This is a genomic window from Sphingomonas hengshuiensis (assembly GCF_000935025.1).
GTDB classification, from domain to species: domain Bacteria; phylum Pseudomonadota; class Alphaproteobacteria; order Sphingomonadales; family Sphingomonadaceae; genus Sphingomonas; species Sphingomonas hengshuiensis.
Genome location: NZ_CP010836.1, coordinates 1833557 through 1854206, shown reverse-complemented (window position 1 = coordinate 1854206; position 20650 = coordinate 1833557). Strand labels below are relative to the sequence as shown.

General features: G+C 67.1%; 15 protein-coding genes. 8 read left to right on the top strand and 7 right to left on the bottom strand.

The annotated features are described in order from the left end of the window. Window positions 1–23: 23 nt before the first annotated feature. Window positions 24–659 (top strand): helix-turn-helix domain-containing protein, encoded by a 636-nt coding sequence (locus TS85_RS08200; protein ID WP_044331556.1) that lies wholly within the window; start codon window positions 24–26, stop codon window positions 657–659. Between the two features lie 142 nt (window positions 660–801). Here TS85_RS08200 and TS85_RS08195 read toward each other — a convergent pair whose 3' ends face one another. Together TS85_RS08195 and TS85_RS08190 are read right to left on the bottom strand one after the other, a co-directional pair. After that, window positions 802–1026 carry a hypothetical protein gene (locus tag TS85_RS08195; RefSeq protein ID WP_044331555.1) on the bottom strand — a complete coding sequence of 75 codons (225 nt, stop codon included), beginning with the start codon at window positions 1024–1026 and terminating at the stop codon, window positions 802–804. Window positions 1027–1031: 5 nt separating this feature from the next. Beyond that, window positions 1032–2090 carry a Leu/Phe/Val dehydrogenase gene (locus TS85_RS08190; RefSeq protein ID WP_044331554.1) on the bottom strand — a complete coding sequence of 353 codons (1059 nt, stop codon included), beginning with the start codon at window positions 2088–2090 and terminating at the stop codon, window positions 1032–1034. A gap of 125 nt (window positions 2091–2215) precedes the next feature. Between TS85_RS08190 and TS85_RS08185 the strand changes: the two genes are divergently transcribed. Further along, window positions 2216–2683 carry an Lrp/AsnC family transcriptional regulator gene (locus TS85_RS08185; RefSeq protein ID WP_044331553.1) on the top strand — a complete coding sequence of 156 codons (468 nt, stop codon included), beginning with the start codon at window positions 2216–2218 and terminating at the stop codon, window positions 2681–2683. 53 nt (window positions 2684–2736) lie between these two features. Here TS85_RS08185 and TS85_RS08180 read toward each other — a convergent pair whose 3' ends face one another. Genes TS85_RS08180 through TS85_RS08165 form a run of 4 tightly spaced genes read right to left on the bottom strand, consistent with a single transcriptional unit; the run spans window position 2737 to window position 9198 of the window. Beyond that, a complete protein-coding gene (locus tag TS85_RS08180) occupies window positions 2737–4428 on the bottom strand; it encodes a response regulator (RefSeq protein WP_052507811.1) in 1692 nt (563 codons plus the stop codon). Continuing rightward, on the bottom strand, window positions 4425–4997 hold the full coding sequence (locus TS85_RS08175) for a chemotaxis protein CheB (protein ID WP_044331552.1): 573 nt from the start codon (window positions 4995–4997) through the stop codon (window positions 4425–4427). The genes TS85_RS08180 and TS85_RS08175 overlap by 4 nt, the downstream gene beginning before the upstream one ends. Continuing rightward, window positions 4994–5842 carry a CheR family methyltransferase gene (locus TS85_RS08170; protein WP_044331551.1) on the bottom strand — a complete coding sequence of 283 codons (849 nt, stop codon included), beginning with the start codon at window positions 5840–5842 and terminating at the stop codon, window positions 4994–4996. The genes TS85_RS08175 and TS85_RS08170 overlap by 4 nt, the downstream gene beginning before the upstream one ends. Next, window positions 5827–9198 carry a response regulator gene (locus TS85_RS08165; protein WP_044331550.1) on the bottom strand — a complete coding sequence of 1124 codons (3372 nt, stop codon included), beginning with the start codon at window positions 9196–9198 and terminating at the stop codon, window positions 5827–5829. Before TS85_RS08165 ends, TS85_RS08170 begins: the two co-directional genes overlap by 16 nt. A gap of 772 nt (window positions 9199–9970) precedes the next feature. Between TS85_RS08165 and TS85_RS08160 the strand changes: the two genes are divergently transcribed. The 6 genes from TS85_RS08160 to TS85_RS08135 are packed head-to-tail and all read left to right on the top strand — an operon-like array spanning window position 9971 to window position 20253. Continuing rightward, entirely contained in the window at window positions 9971–10288 is a 318-nt protein-coding gene (locus TS85_RS08160) for a hypothetical protein (protein ID WP_044331548.1), read from the top strand. Next, entirely contained in the window at window positions 10288–11016 is a 729-nt protein-coding gene (locus TS85_RS08155) for a cellulose synthase operon protein YhjQ/BcsQ (protein ID WP_052507809.1), read from the top strand. Before TS85_RS08160 ends, TS85_RS08155 begins: the two co-directional genes overlap by 1 nt. After that, window positions 11013–15428: a UDP-forming cellulose synthase catalytic subunit gene (gene bcsA / locus TS85_RS08150; RefSeq protein ID WP_044331546.1), complete on the top strand. Its 4416-nt coding sequence runs from the start codon at window positions 11013–11015 to the stop codon at window positions 15426–15428. Before TS85_RS08155 ends, bcsA begins: the two co-directional genes overlap by 4 nt. 1 nt (window position 15429) lies before the next feature. Next, a complete protein-coding gene (locus TS85_RS08145) occupies window positions 15430–18795 on the top strand; it encodes a cellulose biosynthesis protein BcsC (RefSeq protein ID WP_044331543.1) in 3366 nt (1121 codons plus the stop codon). After that, window positions 18792–19241, top strand: coding sequence for a cellulose biosynthesis protein BcsD (gene bcsD / locus TS85_RS08140; protein WP_044331542.1), 450 nt, complete (start codon window positions 18792–18794; stop codon window positions 19239–19241). The genes TS85_RS08145 and bcsD overlap by 4 nt, the downstream gene beginning before the upstream one ends. Then, the gene (locus TS85_RS08135) at window positions 19231–20253 is read left to right on the top strand and encodes a glycosyl hydrolase family 8 (protein ID WP_052507808.1); all 1023 of its coding nucleotides are present in this window, start codon (window positions 19231–19233) and stop codon (window positions 20251–20253) included. Before bcsD ends, TS85_RS08135 begins: the two co-directional genes overlap by 11 nt. Before the next feature lie 70 nt (window positions 20254–20323). On the opposite strand, the gene TS85_RS08130 is transcribed toward TS85_RS08135, so the two are convergent. Then, entirely contained in the window at window positions 20324–20542 is a 219-nt protein-coding gene (locus TS85_RS08130; protein ID WP_044331541.1) for a hypothetical protein, read from the bottom strand. Window positions 20543–20650: the final 108 nt, after the last annotated feature.

Here is a 20650-nt window from a genome sequence, read left to right as displayed (position 1 = left end):
TTGTCAAACGCGGATGGGCAGTGATGGCAAATAGCGCCTCCAAGCCGACGCTGGGTGCGGTGCTGCGCGGTATCCGTGCGCGTCACGACTGGACGCTCAAGGAGATGAGCGCCAAGTCGGGCATTCCGGTCTCGACGCTGTCCAAGGTCGAGCATGACCGGCTGACGCTGACCTATGACAAGCTCCAGCAACTGGCCCAGCGGCTCAACATCCGCATGTCGGACCTGTTTGCCGAAGGGTCCGAGGATAATGTCGTCCGCGTGACGGGTCGTCGCAGCCTGGGCACGATGGAGCAGGCGGTGCGCGTCACCACGCCCAATTACGATTATCATTACCTCTGCACCGATTTGCGCCGGAAGCGGATGATCCCGCTGGTCACGCGCATCCGCGCGCACAGCGCCCGCGAGTTCGGCGATCTCGTCCGGCATCAGGGCGAGGAATTCATCTACGTCATCGAGGGGCGGATCGAGGTCCACACCGAATTCTACGATCCGGTGGTGCTGGGCCCGGGCGAGACCATTTATATCGATTCGTCGATGGGGCACGCCTATGTCGTGGCCGAAGGATGCGAGGAGGCGCTGGTGCTCGGCGTGTGTTCGAGCGCGGACGAAGGGCTGATGGACTCGCTGATGAGCCTGCACGGAGACGCTGCGGCGTGACGTTGCTTTAGTCCCCGTCATGCTGAACTTGTTTCAGCATCCAACCCACAACTTGCTTTTTCGCAGCTTGTTGCACGATGGATGCTGAAACAAGTTCAGCATGACGGTAGCTTTAGTTGGGCCAGCTGACAATTTCAGCGAACTAATCCTGCATCTCCGCCGCGCTGACCAGCACCATCGCGCGGATCTTGGCGAGGATCAGCGCGCTGCGGTCCGCCGCGACCGGCGCGGTGTCGAGCGCGATGCGGTAGCATCCGTCGCGCAATTCGAGCGCCGCACGCTCGACGACTGCGTCCTGCTGCGCGAGCAGGCCCAGCACGCGCAGCGGCAGCTCGGGCGAACCCGCGCCGTGGACCGAGAGTTTCACTGCGATCAGGCGGCGCGGCGCGCGGCATGGCCCGCAGCGATGCGCTCGCGCGCGAGCCGGTCGGCGGCGTCGTGCGGCGCGGTGCCCGTGGCGGCGGCATAGTCGAGCACCTGCGCCAGCCGTTGCGGCGTCGCTTCGACGCGCTGCGCCGCCTCTTCGCTCGACCAGCTCAGATATTCGGCGGCGACGTTGATGATCCCGCCGGCGTTGACGACATAATCGGGGGCATAGAGGATGCCGCGGTCGGCCAGCCGGTCGCCATCGGCGGGCTCGGCGAGCTGGTTGTTGGCCGCGCCGCACACCAATTTGGCCTTGAGCTTGCCCACGGTGTCGTGCCGGAGGACGCCGCCCAGCGCGCACGGCGCGAAGATGTCCGCGCGCGCCGACAGGATCGAGGAAACGCTCGCCACCTGTGCCCCGGTTTCGATCGCGACGCGCGCTGCTGCACGGGCGTCGACGTCCGAGACGATCAGCCGCGACCCGGCGCGATGCAGCATCCCGGCCAGCGCGGCACCGACTGCGCCGACGCCCTGCACCGCGACCGTGCAGTCGGAGAGCGGCCGCCCCAGGCTGCGCTCGGCGGCATAGCGCATCGACAGGAATACGCCGCGCGCGGTCCAGGGCGAGGGATCGCCGCCGGGCCGGTCGCCGCGCAGCGGAAGCCCCGCGACGTGCCGGCTATGGTCGCGCACCACCGTCATGTCCTCGACATGCGTGCCGACATCCTCGGCAGTGACATAGCTGCCGCGCAGCGACTCGACGGCGCGGCCAAAGGCGCGGAACAGCGCGGTGCGATCGAAATCGCCCTCGGGACGGCGCAGCACTGCCTTGCCCCCGCCCAGCGGCAGATCGGCGAGCGCATTCTTGTAGCTCATCCCCTCGGCAAGTCGGCAGCCATCGGCGATCATCGCCTCGCGATCGGGATAGCTCCAGAACCGGCAGCCCCCGGCAGCGGGCCCGAGCGCGGTCGAGTGGAGGACGATCACGCCGTCGAGCCCGCTCGCTGCGTCGTGGAGGAGGTGGACGCTGGCCGGGGCGAGCGCGTGGTCGGTCTGAAAGGCCATGATCGTTCCTGTGTGCGGTTCGCGATGCTTATGCGGCGTGCGTCGGGAAAGATGTGACCTAAGCTGTGGACCAAATGGGCTATCCGCGGTAAGATTGACCTCATTATACGCATATCGAGGTTTAGATGATCGAACTCGACCGGTATGAGCGCAGAATCATCCGCGAGTTGCAACGCGACGCTGCGCAGACGACTGCGGAGATTGCAGCCAAGGTCGGGCTCTCGGCATCGCCCTGCTGGCGGCGGATCGACCGGCTGGAGCGCGAAGGCGTGATCCGCGCGCGGGTCGCGGTGATCGACCGCCGCAAGATCGGGCTCAATGCGCATATCTTCGCGCAGGTCCGGCTCAACGCGCACGGCCGCTCGAACCTCGACGAGTTCAGCGCCGCGATCCGCTCCTTCCCCGAAGTGCTGGATGCCTATGTGCTGATGGGCCAGACCGACTTCATGCTGCGGATCGTCGCGACCGATATCGACGCCTATGAGCGGTTCTTCTTCGACAAGCTGAGCAAATTGCCCGGGATTCAGGAAATCAACTCGACCGTGGCGCTGTCGGAGATCAAGTCCACGCACGAGCTGCCGATCGCGGGGTAGGGGACGCGACGGAGTCTTTTCTCACGGGATGTGAGGCGAGGATTCCGCCCCGCTCAGTCGATCGAAACCGGGCTTCCGATCAGTTCGCTGATCCGGGTCGCGAGGCTGTCGAGCGTGAACGGCTTGGTGATCATCGTCATGTTGGTGCCGAGGAACCCCGCGCGCAGCGTCGCATTTTCGGCATAGCCGGTGATGAACAGGATCGGCAGGTCGGGGCGGTGGGTGCGCGCGATATCGGCCAGTTCGCGGCCGTTCATGCCCGGCAGCCCGACGTCGGAGATCATCAGGTCGATCCGCGTGTCGGTCGCGAGCAGCGGCACCGCGTCGGACGGGTCGGCGATCTCGATCGCCTCATAGTGCAGCTCTTCGAGCACTTCGCGGACGAGCATCCGCACCGCGGGGTCGTCCTCGACGAGCAGCACCCGCTCGCCGTCGCCGCGCGGCGCGCTGCCCGGCGCCACGGTCGTGTCGCTGGGGGAATGCTCGGTGATCGGGAGGTAGAGGCGGACCGAGGTGCCGACGTCCGCTGCGCTCTGGATGCGGACAAAGCCGCCGCTCTGCTGGGCAAAGCCATAGACCATCGACAGCCCGAGCCCGGTGCCCTTGCCGATCGGCTTGGTCGTGAAGAACGGATCGAACACCTTGTCGAGCAGATCGGGCGGGATGCCGGTGCCGGTGTCGGAGATCGATACGACCACGAAGCGATTGTCGGCCACGCCCGGAGGCGCTGCCGCATCCGCCGAATCGATATCCGCCACGCCGGTTTCGATCGTGAGCCGACCGCCATCGGGCATCGCGTCGCGCGCATTGAGCGCGAGGTTCAGGATCGCGTTCTCGAGCTGGTTCGAATCGGCCAGCGCGGTGGGAAGGTCGGTCCCCAGCACCAGCGCCAGCTCGATCTTCTCGGGCAGGGCGCGCTCGACGAGTTGCGTCATCGAGTGGATGAGCGCGTTCATCGCCAGCGGCTGGGGGTCCAACGACTGGCGGCGGGAGAAGGCGAGCAGCCGCTGGGTCAGCGATGCCGCGCGCTCGGCCGAGCTGGTCGCGGCGTCCATATAGCGGTCGAGCTCGTCGACGCGGTTCATCGCGATGCGGCGGCGCATCAGGTCGAGCGAACCGATGATTCCGGTCAGCATGTTGTTGAAGTCATGCGCGATTCCGCCGGTCAGCTGCCCGACCGCTTCCATCTTCTGGCTCTGGCGCAGCGATGCCTCGGCGCGCTCGCGCTCGGCGGTCTCGGCACGCAGCCGCTCCAGCGCATGTTCGAGTTCCGCAGTCCGCTCGCGCACCTGCATTTCGAGCCGGCCCGCGGCATCGGCAAGCGCATCGCTCTGGCGCAGGATCTCGCGGCGCTGGTGGTGCAGGTCGAAGAAGATATTGGCCTTGCTGCGCAGGATATCGCCTTCGATCGGCTTCTGGATGAAGTCGACTGCGCCGGCTTCATAGCCGCGAAACCGCCGCTGGGTGTCGGCGCTGCCCGCGGTCAGGAAGATGATCGGGACATGCCGGGTCCGCGCATTGCCGCGCATGAACTCGGCCAGCTCGAACCCGTCCATGCCCGGCATCTGGACGTCGAGCAGCGCGAGCGCGATCTCGTGCTGCAGCAGAAGCTCAAGCGCCTCCTCGCCCGATCGCGCGCGGAGGAAGCCGAGCCCGTCGCGCCGCAACAGCGCCTCGAGCGCCACGAGGTTTTCCTCGAGGTCGTCGACGATCAGGAAATGGATCGGATCCGATGTGCCGCTCATATCGCTCCCAGGCGCACCAGATAGTCCGCAATCGTGTTCAGTGGTAGCGTTTGCGCCGCCGGACACCGCTCGCGCGCGGCGCGGGGCATCGCAGTTGCAAAGGCGTGTTGCGGGTCCTGGACCAACACCGTGCCGCCCGCCGCGGCGACCATGGCCGCGCCCGCCGCGCCATCCTCATTGGCGCCGGTCAGCACCACGCCGACCAGCCCGGCGCCATAGCTGTCCGCCGCGCTTTCGAAGAGAATATCGATCGACGGGCGCGAGAACAGCACGGGCTCATCCATCGACAGCGCGATGCTGCGATCGCTTTCGACCAGCATGTGATAGCTTGGCGGCGCGAAATAGACGGTGCCGGGCACGATCGGTTCCTTGTCCTCGGGCTCGCGGACGCGGATCGCGCATTTGGCGCTGAACAACGCGACCAGCCCCGATGGCGCCGCCGGGACATGGACCACCACCAGCACCGGCAGCGGATAGCTCGCCGGCAATTGCGGCAGTATGTGCGACAGCGCCTGCACGGCGCCCGCCGAGGCGCCGATCACCACCGCCTGTGCGCGCGCCACCGTCATGCCTCGCGCCGCTGATAGATTTTCTCCTCGCGGACGAACTCGGTGAAGGCGTTGGCATGTTCGGAGAAGCGGAGCGTCTCTTTCGAGCCGAGGCCGAGAAAGCCGCGCCTGCTGAGCGAATCGCGGAACAGCCCGATGGCGCGATCCTGGAGCGGGCGATCGAAATAGATCATCACGTTGCGGCACGACACGAACTGGCATTCGGCGAACACCGCGTCGGTGACGAGACTGTGGTCGGAGAACACCACTTTGTCGCGCAGCCTTTTGTCGAACACGGCGCGGCCATAGGCGGTGGCATAATAGTCGGACAGCGAGGATTTTCCGCCCGAGCGCTGATGGTTCTGGGTGAACGCCGCGATCCGATCGAGCGCATAGACGCCGCTCTGCGCGATCTCCAGCGCCGCGGGATTGATGTCGGTCGCGTAGAGCAGGGTGCGGTCGAGCAACCCCTCTTCGTGCAGCAGGATGGCGAAGGAATACAGCTCCTCGCCGCCGCTGCACCCGGCGATCCAGATCTTGAGCGAGGGATAGGTGCGCAGATGCGGCACCACTTTTTCGCGGATCGCGCGGAAATAGCCGGGGTCGCGAAACATCTCGCTGACCTGCACCGTCAGATAGTCGAGCAGCCGCGTCACCACGGCCTCGTCGCGCAACAGCGCATCCTGAAGCGCGGAGAGGCTGACGAACCCCAATTGCGTGCGTGCCTGCCGCAGCCGCCGCTTGATCGACGCGCGCGCATAATGGCGGAAATCATAGTGATAGCGCCGGTAGAGCGCCTCCAGCAGCAAGTGGATCTCGATATCCTCGACCGGCTCCCCGGCCGCGAGGTTCAGCGCGGCATCCATACGCGCACCAGGGAGAGGAGTTTGTCGACGTCGAGGGGCTTGGCCATATAGTCGTTAGCGCCTGCCGCGAGACATCGTTCCTGATCATCGGGCATTGCTTTCGCCGTCAGCATGATCACCGGCAGCTTGGCCCAGCGCGAATCGCGCCGGATGCGGCGCGTGGCGTCGAGCCCGTCCATCACAGGCATCATCACGTCCATCAGCACGAGGTCGACTTCGCCCGCGGTTCCGGCGGTGTCGGCCAGCGCGTCGAGCGCCTCCTGGCCGTTGCGCGCGATCGAGACCTTCGCCCCGCGCGGCTCGAGGATGTTGGTCAGCGAATAGACGTTGCGGACGTCGTCCTCGACGATCAGGATTCGGCGCCCCTCCAGCACGGCATCGCGATTGCGCGACTGCTGGATCATCTTCTGCTGCTCTGGCGGGAGTTCCGACACGACCTGGTGCAGGAACAGCGTGACTTCGTCGAGCAGCCGCTCGGGCGATTTCGCGCCCTTGATGATGATCGACGACGAATAGCGCCGCAGCTGCTGCTCGTCGCCGCTCGACAGGTCGTGCCCGGTATAAACGATCACCGGCGGGAAGCTGTGCGCGCCATCGGCGCTGAGCGTTTCCAGCAGCGAGAAGCCAGACGCATCGGGGAGCGTCAGGTCGAGGACCATGCAATCGAAGGTCTGCTCGCCCAGCAGCTTGAGGCATTCGGCGGCGGTGCCGGCGCCGACCGTCTCGACCTCGGGCCCGGCGAGCAGCTTGCCCACCGCGTCGCGCTGGACCGGATCGTCCTCGACGATGAGCACGCGGCGCATCGTCCGGGTGAGCTGCGCCTCCAGTGCATCGAGCGCGTGCGCCAGATCGTCGCGCTTCACCGGCTTCACCATATAGCCCATCGCGCCGAGCGAGAATGCAGTCTGCTGGTGGTCGCTGCCCGAGATGACGTGGATCGGGATATGCCGCGTCGCATCCTCGCGCTTCAGCCGGTCGAGCACCGACAGGCCGGACTGGTCGGGCAGGCCGAGATCGAGCACGATCGCGCTGGGCTTGAACCGCCGGGCGAGGTCGAGCGCCTCCTGCGCGGTGCCGGCGACGACGCATTGGAACCCCGCCTCGCGCGACAGGTCGCGGACGATGCCGGCGAAGACCGGGTCATCCTCGACGATCAGCAGCATGCGGCGCGCACCCTCCAGCCGATCGCGGTCGTCATCGACTGCCGGCAGGCTGACGACGCGCCGGGCCATCGGCTTTTTCGTGGCCGTCGCGGGTGCCGCAGGCGCGGGCGTCGGTTCGATCCGCGCCTCGACCTGACCGGGGTCGTAATCGACCGGGATCGTCACGGTGAAGCTGCTGCCGACCCCGGCCTCGCTGGTGAGCGAGATCGACCCGCCGAGCAACCGGGCCAGTTCGCGCGAGATCGACAGGCCCAGTCCGGTGCCGCCATATTTGCGGTTGATCGCGCCATCGGCCTGGCGAAAGGCATCGAAGATCGCCTGGTGCTGCTCGGGCGAGATGCCGATGCCGGTATCGCTGACGGTCAGCGCGATGCGCCCCTCGGCGACCGGCTCGATCCGCAGCGCGATCGTGCCTTCGGAGGTGAACTTGAAGGCATTGGCGAGCAGGTTCTTGAGGATCTGCGCCAGTCGCTGGCGGTCGGTGGCGATCTGCGCGGGCGCGTCTTCGGCGATCGCGATGTCGAACGCGAGCCCGCGCTGCTGCGCGACCGGATCGAAGGTCTGGCGCAGGTCCGACGCGAGCCGCTTGAGCGCCACCGCCTCGGCCCGGATATCGATATGCCCGGCCTCGATCTTCGACAGGTCGAGGATGTCGTTGATCAGGTTGAGCAAATCGTTGCCCGACGCCTGGATCGTGCGGGCATATTGCGCCTGCTCGTCGGTCAGGTTGCCGGTCGGATTATCGCCGAGCAGTTTCGACAGGATGAGCAGCGAATTGAGCGGGGTGCGCAGCTCGTGGCTCATATTGGCGAGGAAGTCGGACTTGTACTGGCTCGCCTGCTCCAGCTCGCGCGCCTTCAGTTCGACCGCCGCGCCGGTGCGGGCGAGATCGTCGCGCTGGGTTTCGAGCAGTTGCGCCTGTTCCTCGAGCTGCGAGTTGGTCTGCTCCAGCTCGACCTGCTGCTGTTCGAGCCGCACCGCCGATTCCTTGAGCGCGCGGCCCTGTTCCTCCAGTTCCTCGTTCGAGACGCGCAGTTCCTCGCTCTGGACCTGCAATTCCTCGGACTGGCGCTGGGTCGCCTCCAGCAACGCCTGCAGCTCGGTGCGATAGCGGGCGGAGCGGAGCGCGACGCCGACCGGCTTGCCGATCTGATCGAGGAAGGTCAGCGCGCGCTCGTCGGCCTTGTGCAGGAAACCGAACTCGATCACTGCGTTGACCACGCCATCGGCGCTGAACGGCGCGATGACGAGCTGGCGCGGCGTATCGCGCCCGAGCGCCGAGCCGAGCGTCAGATAGCCCTCGGGTACGTCATCGAGCACCATCGGCGCGCCATCGGCGGCAACCCGCCCGAGCAGCCCTTCGCGCAAGCCGAAGCTATTGGGCACGCTGGCATCGCCCGGGACGCCGAGCGAAGCCATCCGCTTGAACGCGCCTTCCTCGCCCTTGAACAACACGCTCGCCTGCGCGCCGAGATAGGGCGTCAGGTAATCGAGGATGCATTCGCCCAGCTCGCGCACGGTCTTGTCGCCGAGCATTGCCTGCGCCAAGCCGACTTCGCCCGCCTGGAGCCATGCCTGACGCTGGCGGGCAAGCGCGTTGCGCTGGATCAGGACCGCGACCGCGAGCGACAGCGCCATGCCGATCAGCGCCGTGATGACGCCGGTCAGGGTGGTGGTGCCATAGGCTGCCTCCATCTGCGCGAGCCGCGATTCGCGGAGGCGCCGCTCCTCGGTTCGCATCGTCCCCAGTTGCGCGCGGATCGCGTCCATCTCGACCTTGCCGCGATCGGCGTTGACTATTGCAAGCGCTGCCGCGACGCCCTGCGTGCGGCGCAGCTCGATCGTTTCCTTCAGCTCGGCGAACTTGGCGTCGACATGCGGCTTGAGCCGCCGGAGATTGGCCTGTTGCAGGTCGTTGTCGCGGGTCAGCGTCTCGATACTGCTCAGGCTGGTCCCGGCGCGTGCGATCGCGTCCTGATAGGGCTCCAGATAGCGATCATTGCCCGTCAGCAGGAAGCCGCGCTGGCCGGTCTCGGCGTCCTGCACCGCCGAGAGCAAAGTGCCCAGCTCGGTAATGACCTCGTGCGTGTGAACCACCTTGCTCGTGTCGGCACGCAGCGCCTGGATGTTCGAATAGGCGAGCGCGGCGCTGAGCAGGAAGAAGAGGAGCGCGGCGGCGACGCCAAAGGCCATGGTGACCCCGAATCGCGAACGGGAATTGGCGGCGGTACGCGCGGACGTTTGCGGCATCGTTTTCTTGCGAACCTCTGGTTACGGCGACCTCGCATTCCGGTTCCATGCCAAGCCACGGCGCGCAACCCCGAAGTGTGAATTTCGGCCAGTAGCGCGGAATCACAACGCCTTAAAGGGCCGGGCAGGGGATCGTCGGCGCACTCCCCCCAACACGGTCCCCGATCGAGGCGCTGTCAGGCGTCAGCGCGCCGCTTCGACGCCGGGGGACAGCGCAAGGGCTCCGGACGCGCTGCCCGAACCGTGCCGAAGTGAGACACATAGCCAATGCGGCGGCGCGGGCCGACAGTAAAACGGTCGTGCCGGCTAAAAATCGACGAATGCGAAAGGTCCGGGTCGTTTCGCCTCCAGATCGGACCGTATTAAGCCTATGCGGCATGCCCATCGTGCGCCCCGCCAAAGTCCTGCGGTACTATATCGCGGAAACTTCTACGGGTCCGTTGTCCTATGAGACCTTAGCAGCGTCGGGCGCGCCTTGATCGTGTCTGTCCAGCGTCGCGTAAGATCGGGCGGTTGACACGCGGATTCTGGTCATCCCATTTTCGTCTTGCGGCCTCAGTGTACTGAATTTATGGCACGAAATTCAACGTGTTATCGGTTTGATAACCATTGCGCGCACAGAGTTGCGCGGATTTCCGTGGATATCGCCGATGACCTCCGTCCCACACGTGCGGGGAAAAAGGGTCTGACGCAAAAAGGGCGTGGGGACAGTCGAATGCGGTCCGATGTGAAGACCTTTCTTGAGAGATTGGGCAAAAGCCAGTTCCGGTACAAGGAATTTGCCGATCGCTTCTCTGATCTCGAGACCTGGCCGGTGTTCGAGGCGGTCATTCGCGACGCCCGGATATTCGACCGCGCTGCCGCGCATTCGGTAAAGGCGGTCCCTACATCGCAGCCCGAGGCGCCATCGATCGGATCGGTGCTTTCGCGCAAATATCACGGCGACCCCGCCGTCGGCGCGGCCAAGCCCACCGACGATGTCCGGACGTTGCTTGCGCGGATCTCTGCCGCAGTCGAGAGGGGGGCCGTCTGATGGCGCTTGTCTTGATCTCCGGGCTCCGCGGCGGCGTCGGCACGACGATGCTCGCCGCCAACCTTGCCATCACCGTTGGCGCAATGGGCCGGTCGTCGGTCGCGCTGGCCCTGGCGCCGCACAGCACGCTCGGCCTCCATTTCGGGCTGGACCCGCACCAGGCGCTACCGGGCTTCGCCGCGTCCTCCTCGGACTCTGGCGCCATCCATGGCGTGCGGTTGCTCGATGCGTCGGGGCAGGCGGCCAGCGGCGATCTCGGCGACGGGCTTTCGAGTGGGGACTATAGCTTCGCGGGGGATGCGATCCACATCGCCGACCTCTCCGGGACCGACGCGCGCGTTGCCGCGCAGTTGCGCGCGCATGCCGATGTCGAACTCTGCGTGCTCGTTCCTTCGGCGGAGTGCGTCTACGCGCTCCCGGCGGCGCTCGAGACGCTTCCGGACAACGCCCTGTTCCTGCTGAACCGCAACGACGATACGCGCCGGCTGGCGCGGCACACCGCAAGCTTCGTACGCGAGTTGCTGGGCGACCGCTTGATCGCGACGATCCAGGCCGATGAGGCAGTCGCCGAAGCGGCGGCGATGATGCAGCCGCTGATGCGCCATGCACCCGCGAGCGCCGCGCTCGCCGATATCGCCGCGCTGGGCGAGCGCCTCGCGACGCTTCCACGGAGCCGGGAAGACAGCGTGCAGACGGTCGACCGGGCCTGGCGAAGCAACGCCGCATGACCCGCCATTCGGAACATCTGCTGCGATGGCTCGCCATCGCACCCCTGCTGTTCGCCGCCGCGGTCGTCATCGGCGTGCCGCTGGATCGCAACCAGCAATGGATGATGGCCGGCGGCACCGTGATCGGTACGATGGTGCTGTCGCGCCGGATGTCGCGCAAGGCGGCGCTGACGCTGGGCATCCTCGCGATCCTGACCTCGACGCGCTACATGTTCTGGCGCACCACCCAGACGCTGCAATTCAACACGCTGCCCGAATTCCTGTTCGGCGGCGGGCTGTATCTCGCCGAGCTCTATGCCTGGATCCTGTTGCTCCTGGGCTTTCTCCAGACGAGCTGGCCGCTCGAGCGCCCTCCGGTCGAGATCAAGGGGGAGCCGGACCGCTGGCCGACGGTCGACGTGTATGTCCCGACCTATAACGAGAGCCTCGATATCGTGCGCAACACGGTCTATGCGGCGATGGACATGGACTACCCGGAGGATCGTTTCCGGGTGTTCATCCTCGACGATGGCCGGCGCCCCGAATTCCGGGCGTTCGCGCGCGAGGCGGGCTGTGGCTATATCACGCGCGACAATAATCTTCACGCCAAGGCCGGCAACCTCAACGCCGCGATGAAGAAGACCGATGGCGAACTGATCGCGATTTTCGACTGCGATCACGTTCCCAATCGCTCGTTCCTGCAACTCACGCTCGGCTGGTTCCAGAGGGATGCCAAGCTGGCGCTGATGCAGACGCCGCACTTTTTCTATTCGCCCGATCCGGTGCAGCGCAACCTTGCCCCGGTGCGCGACATGCCGGGCGAGGGCGACCTGTTCTACAACCCGGTGCAGGACGGCAACGACCTGTGGAACGCCACCTTCTTCTGCGGTTCCTGCGCCGTGATCCGCCGCGAAGCACTGATGCAGACCAACGGCTTCGCCGGCGAGACGGTGACCGAGGACGCGCATACCGCGCTGAAGCTGCAGCGCATGGGCTGGAACACCGCGTACATCTCCGCGCGGCTGTCGGCGGGGCTCGCGACCGAGCGGCTCGTCGTCCATATCGGCCAGCGCATCCGCTGGGCGCGCGGGATGACGCAGATCATGCGCATCGACAACCCGCTGCTGGGCAAGGGCCTGAAGTGGCAGCAGCGGCTTTGCTACCTCAATGCGATGCTGCATTTCCAGTTTCCGCTGCCGCGCATCGTATTCCTGACCAGCCCGCTCGCCTATCTGATCTTTGGCCAGAACATCATCCAGGCCTCGGCCTCGCTGATCTTCGCCTATGCGCTACCACATCTGTTCTGCGCGCAGGTCGCGTCGGCGCGGCAGCAGGGCGGATGGCGGCGACCCTTCTGGGGCGAGATCTACGAGACGATCCTCGCCTTCCACCTCGTCGCGCCGACGGTCGTCACCTGGTTCCAGCCGCGCAAGGGCAAGTTCAACGTGACCGACAAGGGCGGCGTGCTCGACCGCACCTATTTCGACTGGGCGACGGTGCGTCCGCATCTGTTCACGATCGCGCTGATGGTCGGGGGGATGCTGCTGGCGATCGCGAAATATCTGTTCTTCCCGCAATATTTCAACGTCCAGCTCGATACGCTGACGCTCAACCTCGCCTGGGGCGGGTTCAGCCTGGTCCTGCTGCTCGCCGCGGTTTCGGTGGCGCGCGAGACGCGGCAGGCGCGGCAGGAAATCCGGCTGCCCGCGCGGTTGCCGGTGACCGTCCATTTCGCGTCGGGCCATGTCGCAAAGGGCCTGACCAACGATATCTCGATGGGCGGCGCGGCGATCGAACTGCCTGCGGGCGTCGCCCCGCTGGATGCGCCGGCCACGCATGTCGTCTTCGCGACTGGAGCCGAAAACCTGTCGGTCGAGGTCGATCAGGTGCGCCGCCGCGACGGTTTCGTCTCGGTCAAGTTCTCGCCGCTTGCGAACAACGCGGCGCGCCAGCTGGTGCGCGCCATCATGGGCCGTGCCGATGCCTGGCAGCGCACGGCCCCGCCGGAGCGCGTCGCAGGACTGCGCTCGCTTCAGGATATCATCGTGATCGACTTCATGACCGTTAAGCGCGCGCTGGGCCTCAACTTCGCCGAGCGGCGCATGATGAAGGCGGAGGAAGCCGCACTGGCCAAGACCGCCGAGGCCCCGGCCAAGGACAAATCGGGCTTCGGCCCGGCATCGGTGGCGAAAGCCGCGGGCGTGGCGCTGGCGCTCGCGGCTGCGGGCTATGCCGTTTCGCCGCAAATGGCGCGCGCGGCACAGGCCGCGCCCGCGGCACCACGCGCGGCCGTCCCCGTTGCGACGAGCCCCGGCACCGAGCGGCTGACGTTCAAGGACCTGCGCGTTCGCGATGCGATCCGGCTTCAGGGGACGCGCGGCGAGATCAGCATCCCGTTCGGGCTGCGTCAGGACCAGGTGGTCAGCGCCGCGACGATCACGCTCCAGGCGGCATGGTCGCCGGCGCTGCTCGGCGACCGCAGCCAGCTCGTCGTGATCGTCAACGGCGAAGTCGCGCAGATCATAGCGCTGCGGCCCGAGAATTCGGGCGGGCAGGTGATCACCGTCCAGGTCAACCCGGCGATGTTCCTGCCCGGCGACAATCAGCTCAACCTGCGGCTGATCGGCCATTACGCGCGCGACTGCGAGGACCCGTTCAGCAGCCTGCTCTGGGCCAATATCAGCAACACCCGCTCGTGGCTCGATCTCTCGACCCAAGCGCTCCCCAGCCGCCCCGATTTGTCCCGCCTGCCGGCGCCGTTCTTCGACAAGGGCATCAATACCACGCTCAAGGTGCCGTTCGTCTTCGCCGGGCAACCCCGCGCCGGAGAATTGGAAGCCGCCGCGCCGATCGCGGCGTGGCTGGGCAGCCTTGCCAGCTATCGCGGGTTCGCGTTCACGCCGTCCTTCGGGCAGATTCCCACCGGCAATGCCGTCGTCTTCCTCAATCGCGACGGCGCTATGCCCGAACTGGGCCTTGCCGTGACCGGCCCGTCCGCCGCCGTCATTCCCAATCCTCGCGACGCCAACGGTACGCTGCTCGTCATCATGGGCCGCGACAGTGCCGAGCTGCGCCTTGCCGCGGGCGCCGTCGCGACGGGCACGGGCGTGTTCGGCGGCACGCGCATGAGCTTCGATGGCGCGCGCATCCCGACCTGGCCGCGCTATGGCGCGCCGCGCTGGCTGCCCACCGATCGCACGATTCGGCTGGGCGAGCTGGTCGAACCCTATGCGTTGCAGGGCATGGGGCTGCCCCCGGGGCCGCTCGCGGCGCGCTTCCGCGTCGCGCCCGACTTGTTCTTCTGGCCGCATCAGGGCGGCGAGCTTGGCCTGCGCTATCGCTATCCGGTGGCCAACTGGCTCGATCGCGATGCGTCGCGCCTCGATGTCTCGATGAACGGCCAGTATCTCAAGACGCTCCCGCTCGCCGGAAGCTGGTGGTCGGGGCTGTTCGGAAACAAGGGCGCGACCAGCGAGGATGGGCACCAGCGGGTCGTGCTGCCGCGCTATGCGCTGTTCGGCCAGAATGAAGTCGTGTTCGACTATAATCTGATCGTGGCGAACAAGCAGAAATGCACCGGCATGCTGCCCGACAATGTCCGCGTGTCGGTCCTGCCCGAATCGCTGATCGACCTGACCAGCGCCTATCACGGCATCGAAATGCCCGATCTCGCGCCGTTCGCGGGCGCGGGCTATCCGTTCACGGTACGCCCCGATTTGTCCGAGACGACGGTGATCATGGCGGGCAATCCCTCGCCGGCGTCGGTCGAGGCGTTTCTGGGGCTGATGGGGCGTTTCGGCGATGTCACGGGGGCTGCCACCACTGGCGTGACCGTGGCAGACCGGATCGATTCGTCGCGGCTGGCGGATCAGGACATCCTCGTCATCGGCAGTTCGTCGCTTGCGAGCGCCGAGAATTTCTTCGCGAACGCGCCGGTCCATTATGAAGGCGATGGGCTCAGGGTCACGCAGAGCTCGCCGCTCCAACATGCCTATTCGTGGTTCAGCAATCGCGACCAGTCCAATCCCGAGGATGTCGCCGCCATCGTCCAGGGCTCGCGCGGCTTCACCGGCATCGCCAGCTTCCGCTCGCCCTATTCCGCCGATCGCACCGTCGTGGCGCTGCTGGCCGATGATGTCCGCCAGTTGCCGCTCCTCGTCGACGGCATGGCCGATCCCAAGATCAATGCCCAGATCCAGGGCGACCTGTCGGTGACCTCGGGCGACGGCATGGTGAGCTTTGCCGTCGGGCCGACCTATTGGGTCGGATCGCTGCCGGTGTGGATGAAGGTTGCGTACTGGTTCAGCCAGCGGCCGCTGCTGATGGCGCTTTCCACGCTGTTGCTGGCGCTGGCGCTGACCGGCCCGGTCTATCTGTTCTTCACCCGACAAGCCAAGGCCCGGCTTGCTGCCATCGATGAAAAGGGCGCATGACATGAGCCGCAAGCACCGGATTGTGCCGTTCGGCCTGATCGCAGCAGCGCTGGTGGGGGTTGCCGTGCCGTCGATGGCAGCGGCGCAGACCCCCGTGGTGAAGACCCTGCTGGATCAGGCCGCTTATTGGCGCGCCAAGGGCCGCAACGATCTCGCCGACCAGGCGCTGCGTCGCGCGCGGGCGATCGATCCTAGTGCGGCAGAGGCGGCGCCGGTTCGCCCAAAGACAACGGCAAAGCCAACCCCGGCACCCCGGCCTGCATCGGCGCGGGCCGCACCCGCTGCCGCCGCGCCGGCCCCGAGCAGGGCACAGGCCGCGCCTGCGCGCCCGGCGTCGACTGCCGGCACCGCCCGCGTCGCCGGCTTCTCCGCGCTCGAATCCGGCGATCTTGCGACCGCCGCCAGCCGCTTCGAACGCGCGCTTGCCGTCGATCGCAACGATAGCGCGGCGCTGGGCGGGCTTGGTATCGTGCGCCTGCGCCAGAGCCGCTTCGCACAGGCGCGCGACCTGCTGGAACGCGCCTCGCGCCTGCCGGGCGCCGATCGCTGGGCCGATGCGCTCGCCTCCGCGCGCTTCTTCGGCGGGATAGAGGATGCGCGCGACGCGCTGGACAAGGGGCTGCTCGACAAGGCGCAGGCGATTGCCGAGGACACTGTCCGTCTCGGCAACCCCAAGCCGCAGGCTGCGCTCGAATTGCTCGCGCAAATCTATGAGAAGCAGGGCCGGTTTGCCGATTCCGCCGATCTGTACCGCCAGGCGAGCGCGGGCGGCGGCAGCGACGAAGCCCGTCTCGCCAGCCGCGCCGCCCGCGGCCGGGCGCTGGACGCGATGGCGCGCGGCGACGACTATGGCGCCGAGCGCGAGTTCCAGGGCGGATTGCTGCTCGACCGCGACGATCCCTGGATTCGCTACGAATTTGCGCGCTTCATGCTGGCACGCGGGCGGCGGGGCGACGCGGAATCGCTGATCGCCTCGCTCGCCCAGTCGAACGACCCCGACGCGCTCTATGCTGCGGCGTTGATCAACAAGGACCTCGGCAATCTGCTCGCCGCCTCAGCGCTGGTCGAGCGCGTGCCCGAAAGCCGCCGCAGCCCCGCGATCCGCAACTTCTCGATCGGCATCAAGATCGAAGTGGCGATTGCCCGGGCGAAGACGCTCGCGGACTCCGGGCAGCGCGCGGCGGCGGTATCGGCCCTGCGCCAGATCGCGAGCCAGCCTTCGCTCCCGGCCGCGCGCCGCGCCGAAGTGGCGGGCGCCCTGTACGATCTGGGCGACGAGGCGACCGCCGCCAGCCTCGCGCGCTCGGCGCTCGACGGGGAGATCACCGATCTGGGCGGATATGACGCATTGGTGCGCGTCTTCGCCAAGACGGGGCGCGAGGACCTCGCCCGAACCGCGCTGCAACAGGCATCCGCGCTGGGGGGCGCCGCTCCGGACTCGCAGCGCGCAGTGGCACGCATGTCGGCGGGGCTCGCGATCGCGCAGGCGGACAAGATGCGCCTTGCCGGCCAGTTCGCCCCGGCGTTCGATGTGCTGCAGGGCGCGTGGAACGCCGCACCGGGCGATCCGGAAATCCTGACCGCGCTTGCCGGGCTGTACCAGAGCGGCGGCATGCCCGCGCGTGCGGCGCAATCGTTCCAGCTTGTCCTGGCGCGCGACCCGCGCAACCGCGATGCGCTGCTCGGGCTCGCCCAGTCGGCGCAGGCGGCGGGCGATCGCGGGCTGTCCAAGGACGCCGCGGAACGCGCGCTGAGCGCATACCCGAATGATTATCAGGTCCCGCTGGCGCTGGCCCGCGTGGCGCAGGATCGCGGCGACAAGGGGGCGGCGACGCGCCTGCTCAAGCGGGCGCGCGAGTTGTACGAACGCCAGAACGGCGCGGGGACCGCGATCATGCCGGGCGCTAATCCCTTTGCGGCGGCGCCGGGTGCGAGCGACGGCAATCCGTTCCGCGCGCCCGCCTTTGCCGCCGCTGCTCCGGCGGCGGTGAACCCGTTCGCGCTGGGCAATGGCACCCGGTTGCCTTCGGCATCGCCGGCCCCGGCGATGAGCGGCGGCCTTGGGTATCAGGCCTATGCGCCGGCATCCCCGGTGCAGCCTGGAGGCGCGCAAGCGGCCTCGGCTTCGGGCTGGGGCGTGGCGTCGCCGTCGGCAGCGTCAGGGAGCGGCGGCTTCGGCGCCGGCATCCCGAGCGGCCCGGTCGACCCGGTGCTTGCCGCGATCGCTTCGGACATCGAGACGCTCAGCGCGGATTCGCGTACGCGGGCCGATCTCCAGACCGGCTACCGCAGCCGCAAGGGCGAAACCGGGCTGAGCGCGATGAACGAAATCACCGGCGCGGCAGAGCTGTCGACCGGGCTGGCCGGGGGGCGCGTGCGTGCCCGCGCCGAGGCGGTGGTGATCGATTCGGGGCGCCCGACCGGCTCAGGCCTCGCCCGTTTCGGCCGCAACGCGACGATCGAGGCGCGAGCCATTGTCGACGAGGAACGCGCCGTGCTGGCGCAGGCAAAGACCCAGCAGGCTTCCGGAGTCGCGTTCACCGTCGGCTATGCCGATCAGAATGTGCAGGTCGAAGGCGGCACCACGCCAGTGGGGATGGGCGAGACCAGGGCGACGTTCCGCGCCAGCGTGACGCCCGAACTCTCCCCCGGGGTGCGCGCCAAGGCCTGGGCCGAGCGTAAAGCAGTGACCGACTCGGTCGTCTCCTATGCCGGCACGCGCGATCCGGTGTCGGGCGAGCGCTGGGGTCAGGTCATGCGGACCGGCGGCGGGGCAGGGCTGTCCTATGACCGCGACGGGAGCGGCGTGTACGGCGAAGTCGCATACAACCAGTTCACCGGCACCAACGTGCGAAAAAATCGTGGAATCGAGGCCAATATCGGCGGCTATCTGCGCCTGATGAAGGGGGAACATTCGCAACTGACCGGCGGGTTGAATGCCAATTATCAGAGCTACGAAAACAGTCAGAACTTCTTCACTTTCGGGCAGGGCGGCTATTTCAGCCCGCAAAGCTTCCTGAGCATCGGCTTCCCGATCAACTATACGCTGCAGACCGACAAGTTCGACATCAAGGCGAATTTCACGCCCGGGTTCCAGAGCTTCAGCCAGGAGGAGACGGCGATCTACCCGATCGACCTGGCGCTTCAGGCCGATCTCGACGCGATGAAGGCGGCCAACGCGGACGTCCGGGCGCATTATGACAGCCTGAGCCGCACCGGATTCGCCGTCTCGGCCGGCGGCGAGGCTTATTACCGGGTCTCGCCAAATACCCAGGTCGGTGGCAATGCTTCGTTCACAAGCTTCGGACAATACGAGGAATTCCGCTCGCTGATTGGAATTCGGCAGGCAATTGGAGGAAGACGTTGATCCAGGCGCCCTTGCACGAAGCCTTTGGCGGCACCCGCTCGCCGGGTGTCCCGCTCCTCCTTTCCGAAGTCGTAGCGGAACTGGCGGACGCGGCCTCGGCGCAGCAGATCGCGGGCTTCGGCTTTGCACTCGGGCAGCGTCTGGCGTCGCGGGTGCGTCTGGACCAGGTGAACGGCCTCGACGACCTGGAATCGCAACTGAATCGCCTCTGGAGCGATCTCGACCTGGGCCGGTGCCGCCTGCACGCGGATGACACCGCGCTGGTCGTCGAGCATGACCCCGGCCTGCTCCCGCCCGACACGCTGTCGCCCGCCGCGCGCCCATTCCTGCTCGAGCTGGTGCGCGGGACGTTCGACGCATGCTTTCGCGCGCTGGGCAGTGCGGCCGCGATCCATACTTCGGCGACGTGGCAGGATCGGATCATCGAAGTGCGTCATGGCCATTGATCTGCCTGGTATCGATCGCCGGCATTTCGCGCTGGGCTGCATCGCGATGCTGACCGCCGCTTGTGGCAAGGTGCCCAAGGGCAGCGCCAAGGTGCCCAATGGACTCTGGCCGCAGTTCCGCGAACGCTTCGTGCTGCCGGTGGGCCGGGTCATCGACAATGGCAACGGGAACATCAGCCATAGCGAAAGCCAGGGCTATGGCATGTTGCTGGCATCGTTCAACAACGACCGCGAAACCTTCGACTCGCTGGCGCGCTGGACTGCGGAGACGCTGCTGCGGCCTGACGTTGCGCTGCACGCGTGGAAATACGACCCGCGCGAGCCGAAGCCGGTCGCGGACCCCAATAATGCGACCGACGGCGACATCCTGATCGCATGGGCGCTGGCGCGGGCGGACGCGCGGTGGAAGGTGCCGGACTATGCCCGCCGCTCGCGCGACATCCGGCAGGCGATCCGCAGCCAGTTGGTGGTCAAGCGGGCGGGGGGGAATGTGCTCCTCCCGGGTCTGGTCGGCTTTTCGGACGCCGGGCGGACGGTCGTCAATCCGTCCTATTACATCTGGTCGGCGCTCGATGCCTTTGCCGCGCTGGATGGCGAGGAGGTGTGGGGGCCGGTCATCGACGACGGCGTGAAGCTGCTTACCGCCGCCCGCTTCGGACCGCTCGCGCTGCCGGTGGACTGGTTCGAGATCGACGCCGCGGGCAAGCTGGCCCCGGCCCACGACAAGCCCCCGCGCTTCGGGTTCGATGCCGTGCGGGTCCCGCTCTATGCCGCTGCCGGACGTCGGCTCTCGGTGGCGGAGACCGCGATCGCGTGGTGGAAGACGGTGGGCGAGGGTAACAAGCCGATCCCGGCGTGGATCGACGTGGTGACGGGCGAAACCGCACCCTATCCGCTGTCTGCCGGGGGGATGGCCGTTGTCGGCCGGGCGACGGGCAGCGCCCAGCCGGGTGCGCTTGCCGACGATTATTATTCAGCGATCCTGCAATTGCTCGCGCAGGATATGGCGTGAGCTGAGCGTGGAAGCGCGGACGCTGCGGCCATGGGCACGCAGCGTCCGCGCGATCCAACGATCAGGCCGTTCAGCGCCCGCGAAGCGTGTTGAGCACGGCGAGCGCGGCGACGCCGACAAAGGCGGCGCTGGTCCAGGGGCGTGCCTTGGCGAAGTTCGCGGCCTTTTCGGTGATCGGCGCGTCGCCCGAGAAATGCGTGCGGAAGGCGTCGGTCAATGCGGTCTTGCGATTGCCGCTGTCCGTGCTGGTCGTCGGGGCGGTCGCCGTCGGAACGGTTGCGTCATCCATGTCGATATCCCTTGTCAGATACGTGTCGGCGGCAGGCATGCGCGCCTCGCGGGGATGAACGCACAACGTCGCGCTGCGCTCCGGCGCACCGACGAAACCGCCGGTGCG

Excerpts from the sequence above, each read along its gene's own strand:
- TS85_RS08200 (WP_044331556.1), top strand. The coding sequence starts at position 24 with ATGGCAAATAGCGCCTCCAAGCCGACGCTGGGTGCGGTGCTGCGCGGT.
- TS85_RS08190 (WP_044331554.1), bottom strand. The coding sequence starts at position 2,090 with ATGGCCTTTCAGACCGACCACGCGCTCGCCCCGGCCAGCGTCCACCTC.
- TS85_RS08185 (WP_044331553.1), top strand. The coding sequence starts at position 2,216 with ATGATCGAACTCGACCGGTATGAGCGCAGAATCATCCGCGAGTTGCAA.
- TS85_RS08180 (WP_052507811.1), bottom strand. The coding sequence starts at position 4,428 with ATGAGCGGCACATCGGATCCGATCCATTTCCTGATCGTCGACGACCTC.
- TS85_RS08175 (WP_044331552.1), bottom strand. The coding sequence starts at position 4,997 with ATGACGGTGGCGCGCGCACAGGCGGTGGTGATCGGCGCCTCGGCGGGC.
- TS85_RS08170 (WP_044331551.1), bottom strand. The coding sequence starts at position 5,842 with ATGGATGCCGCGCTGAACCTCGCGGCCGGGGAGCCGGTCGAGGATATC.
- TS85_RS08165 (WP_044331550.1), bottom strand. The coding sequence starts at position 9,198 with ATGGCCTTTGGCGTCGCCGCCGCGCTCCTCTTCTTCCTGCTCAGCGCC.
- TS85_RS08160 (WP_044331548.1), top strand. The coding sequence starts at position 9,971 with ATGCGGTCCGATGTGAAGACCTTTCTTGAGAGATTGGGCAAAAGCCAG.
- TS85_RS08155 (WP_052507809.1), top strand. The coding sequence starts at position 10,288 with ATGGCGCTTGTCTTGATCTCCGGGCTCCGCGGCGGCGTCGGCACGACG.
- bcsA (WP_044331546.1), top strand. The coding sequence starts at position 11,013 with ATGACCCGCCATTCGGAACATCTGCTGCGATGGCTCGCCATCGCACCC.
- TS85_RS08145 (WP_044331543.1), top strand. The coding sequence starts at position 15,430 with ATGAGCCGCAAGCACCGGATTGTGCCGTTCGGCCTGATCGCAGCAGCG.
- TS85_RS08135 (WP_052507808.1), top strand. The coding sequence starts at position 19,231 with ATGGCCATTGATCTGCCTGGTATCGATCGCCGGCATTTCGCGCTGGGC.
- TS85_RS08130 (WP_044331541.1), bottom strand. The coding sequence starts at position 20,542 with ATGGATGACGCAACCGTTCCGACGGCGACCGCCCCGACGACCAGCACG.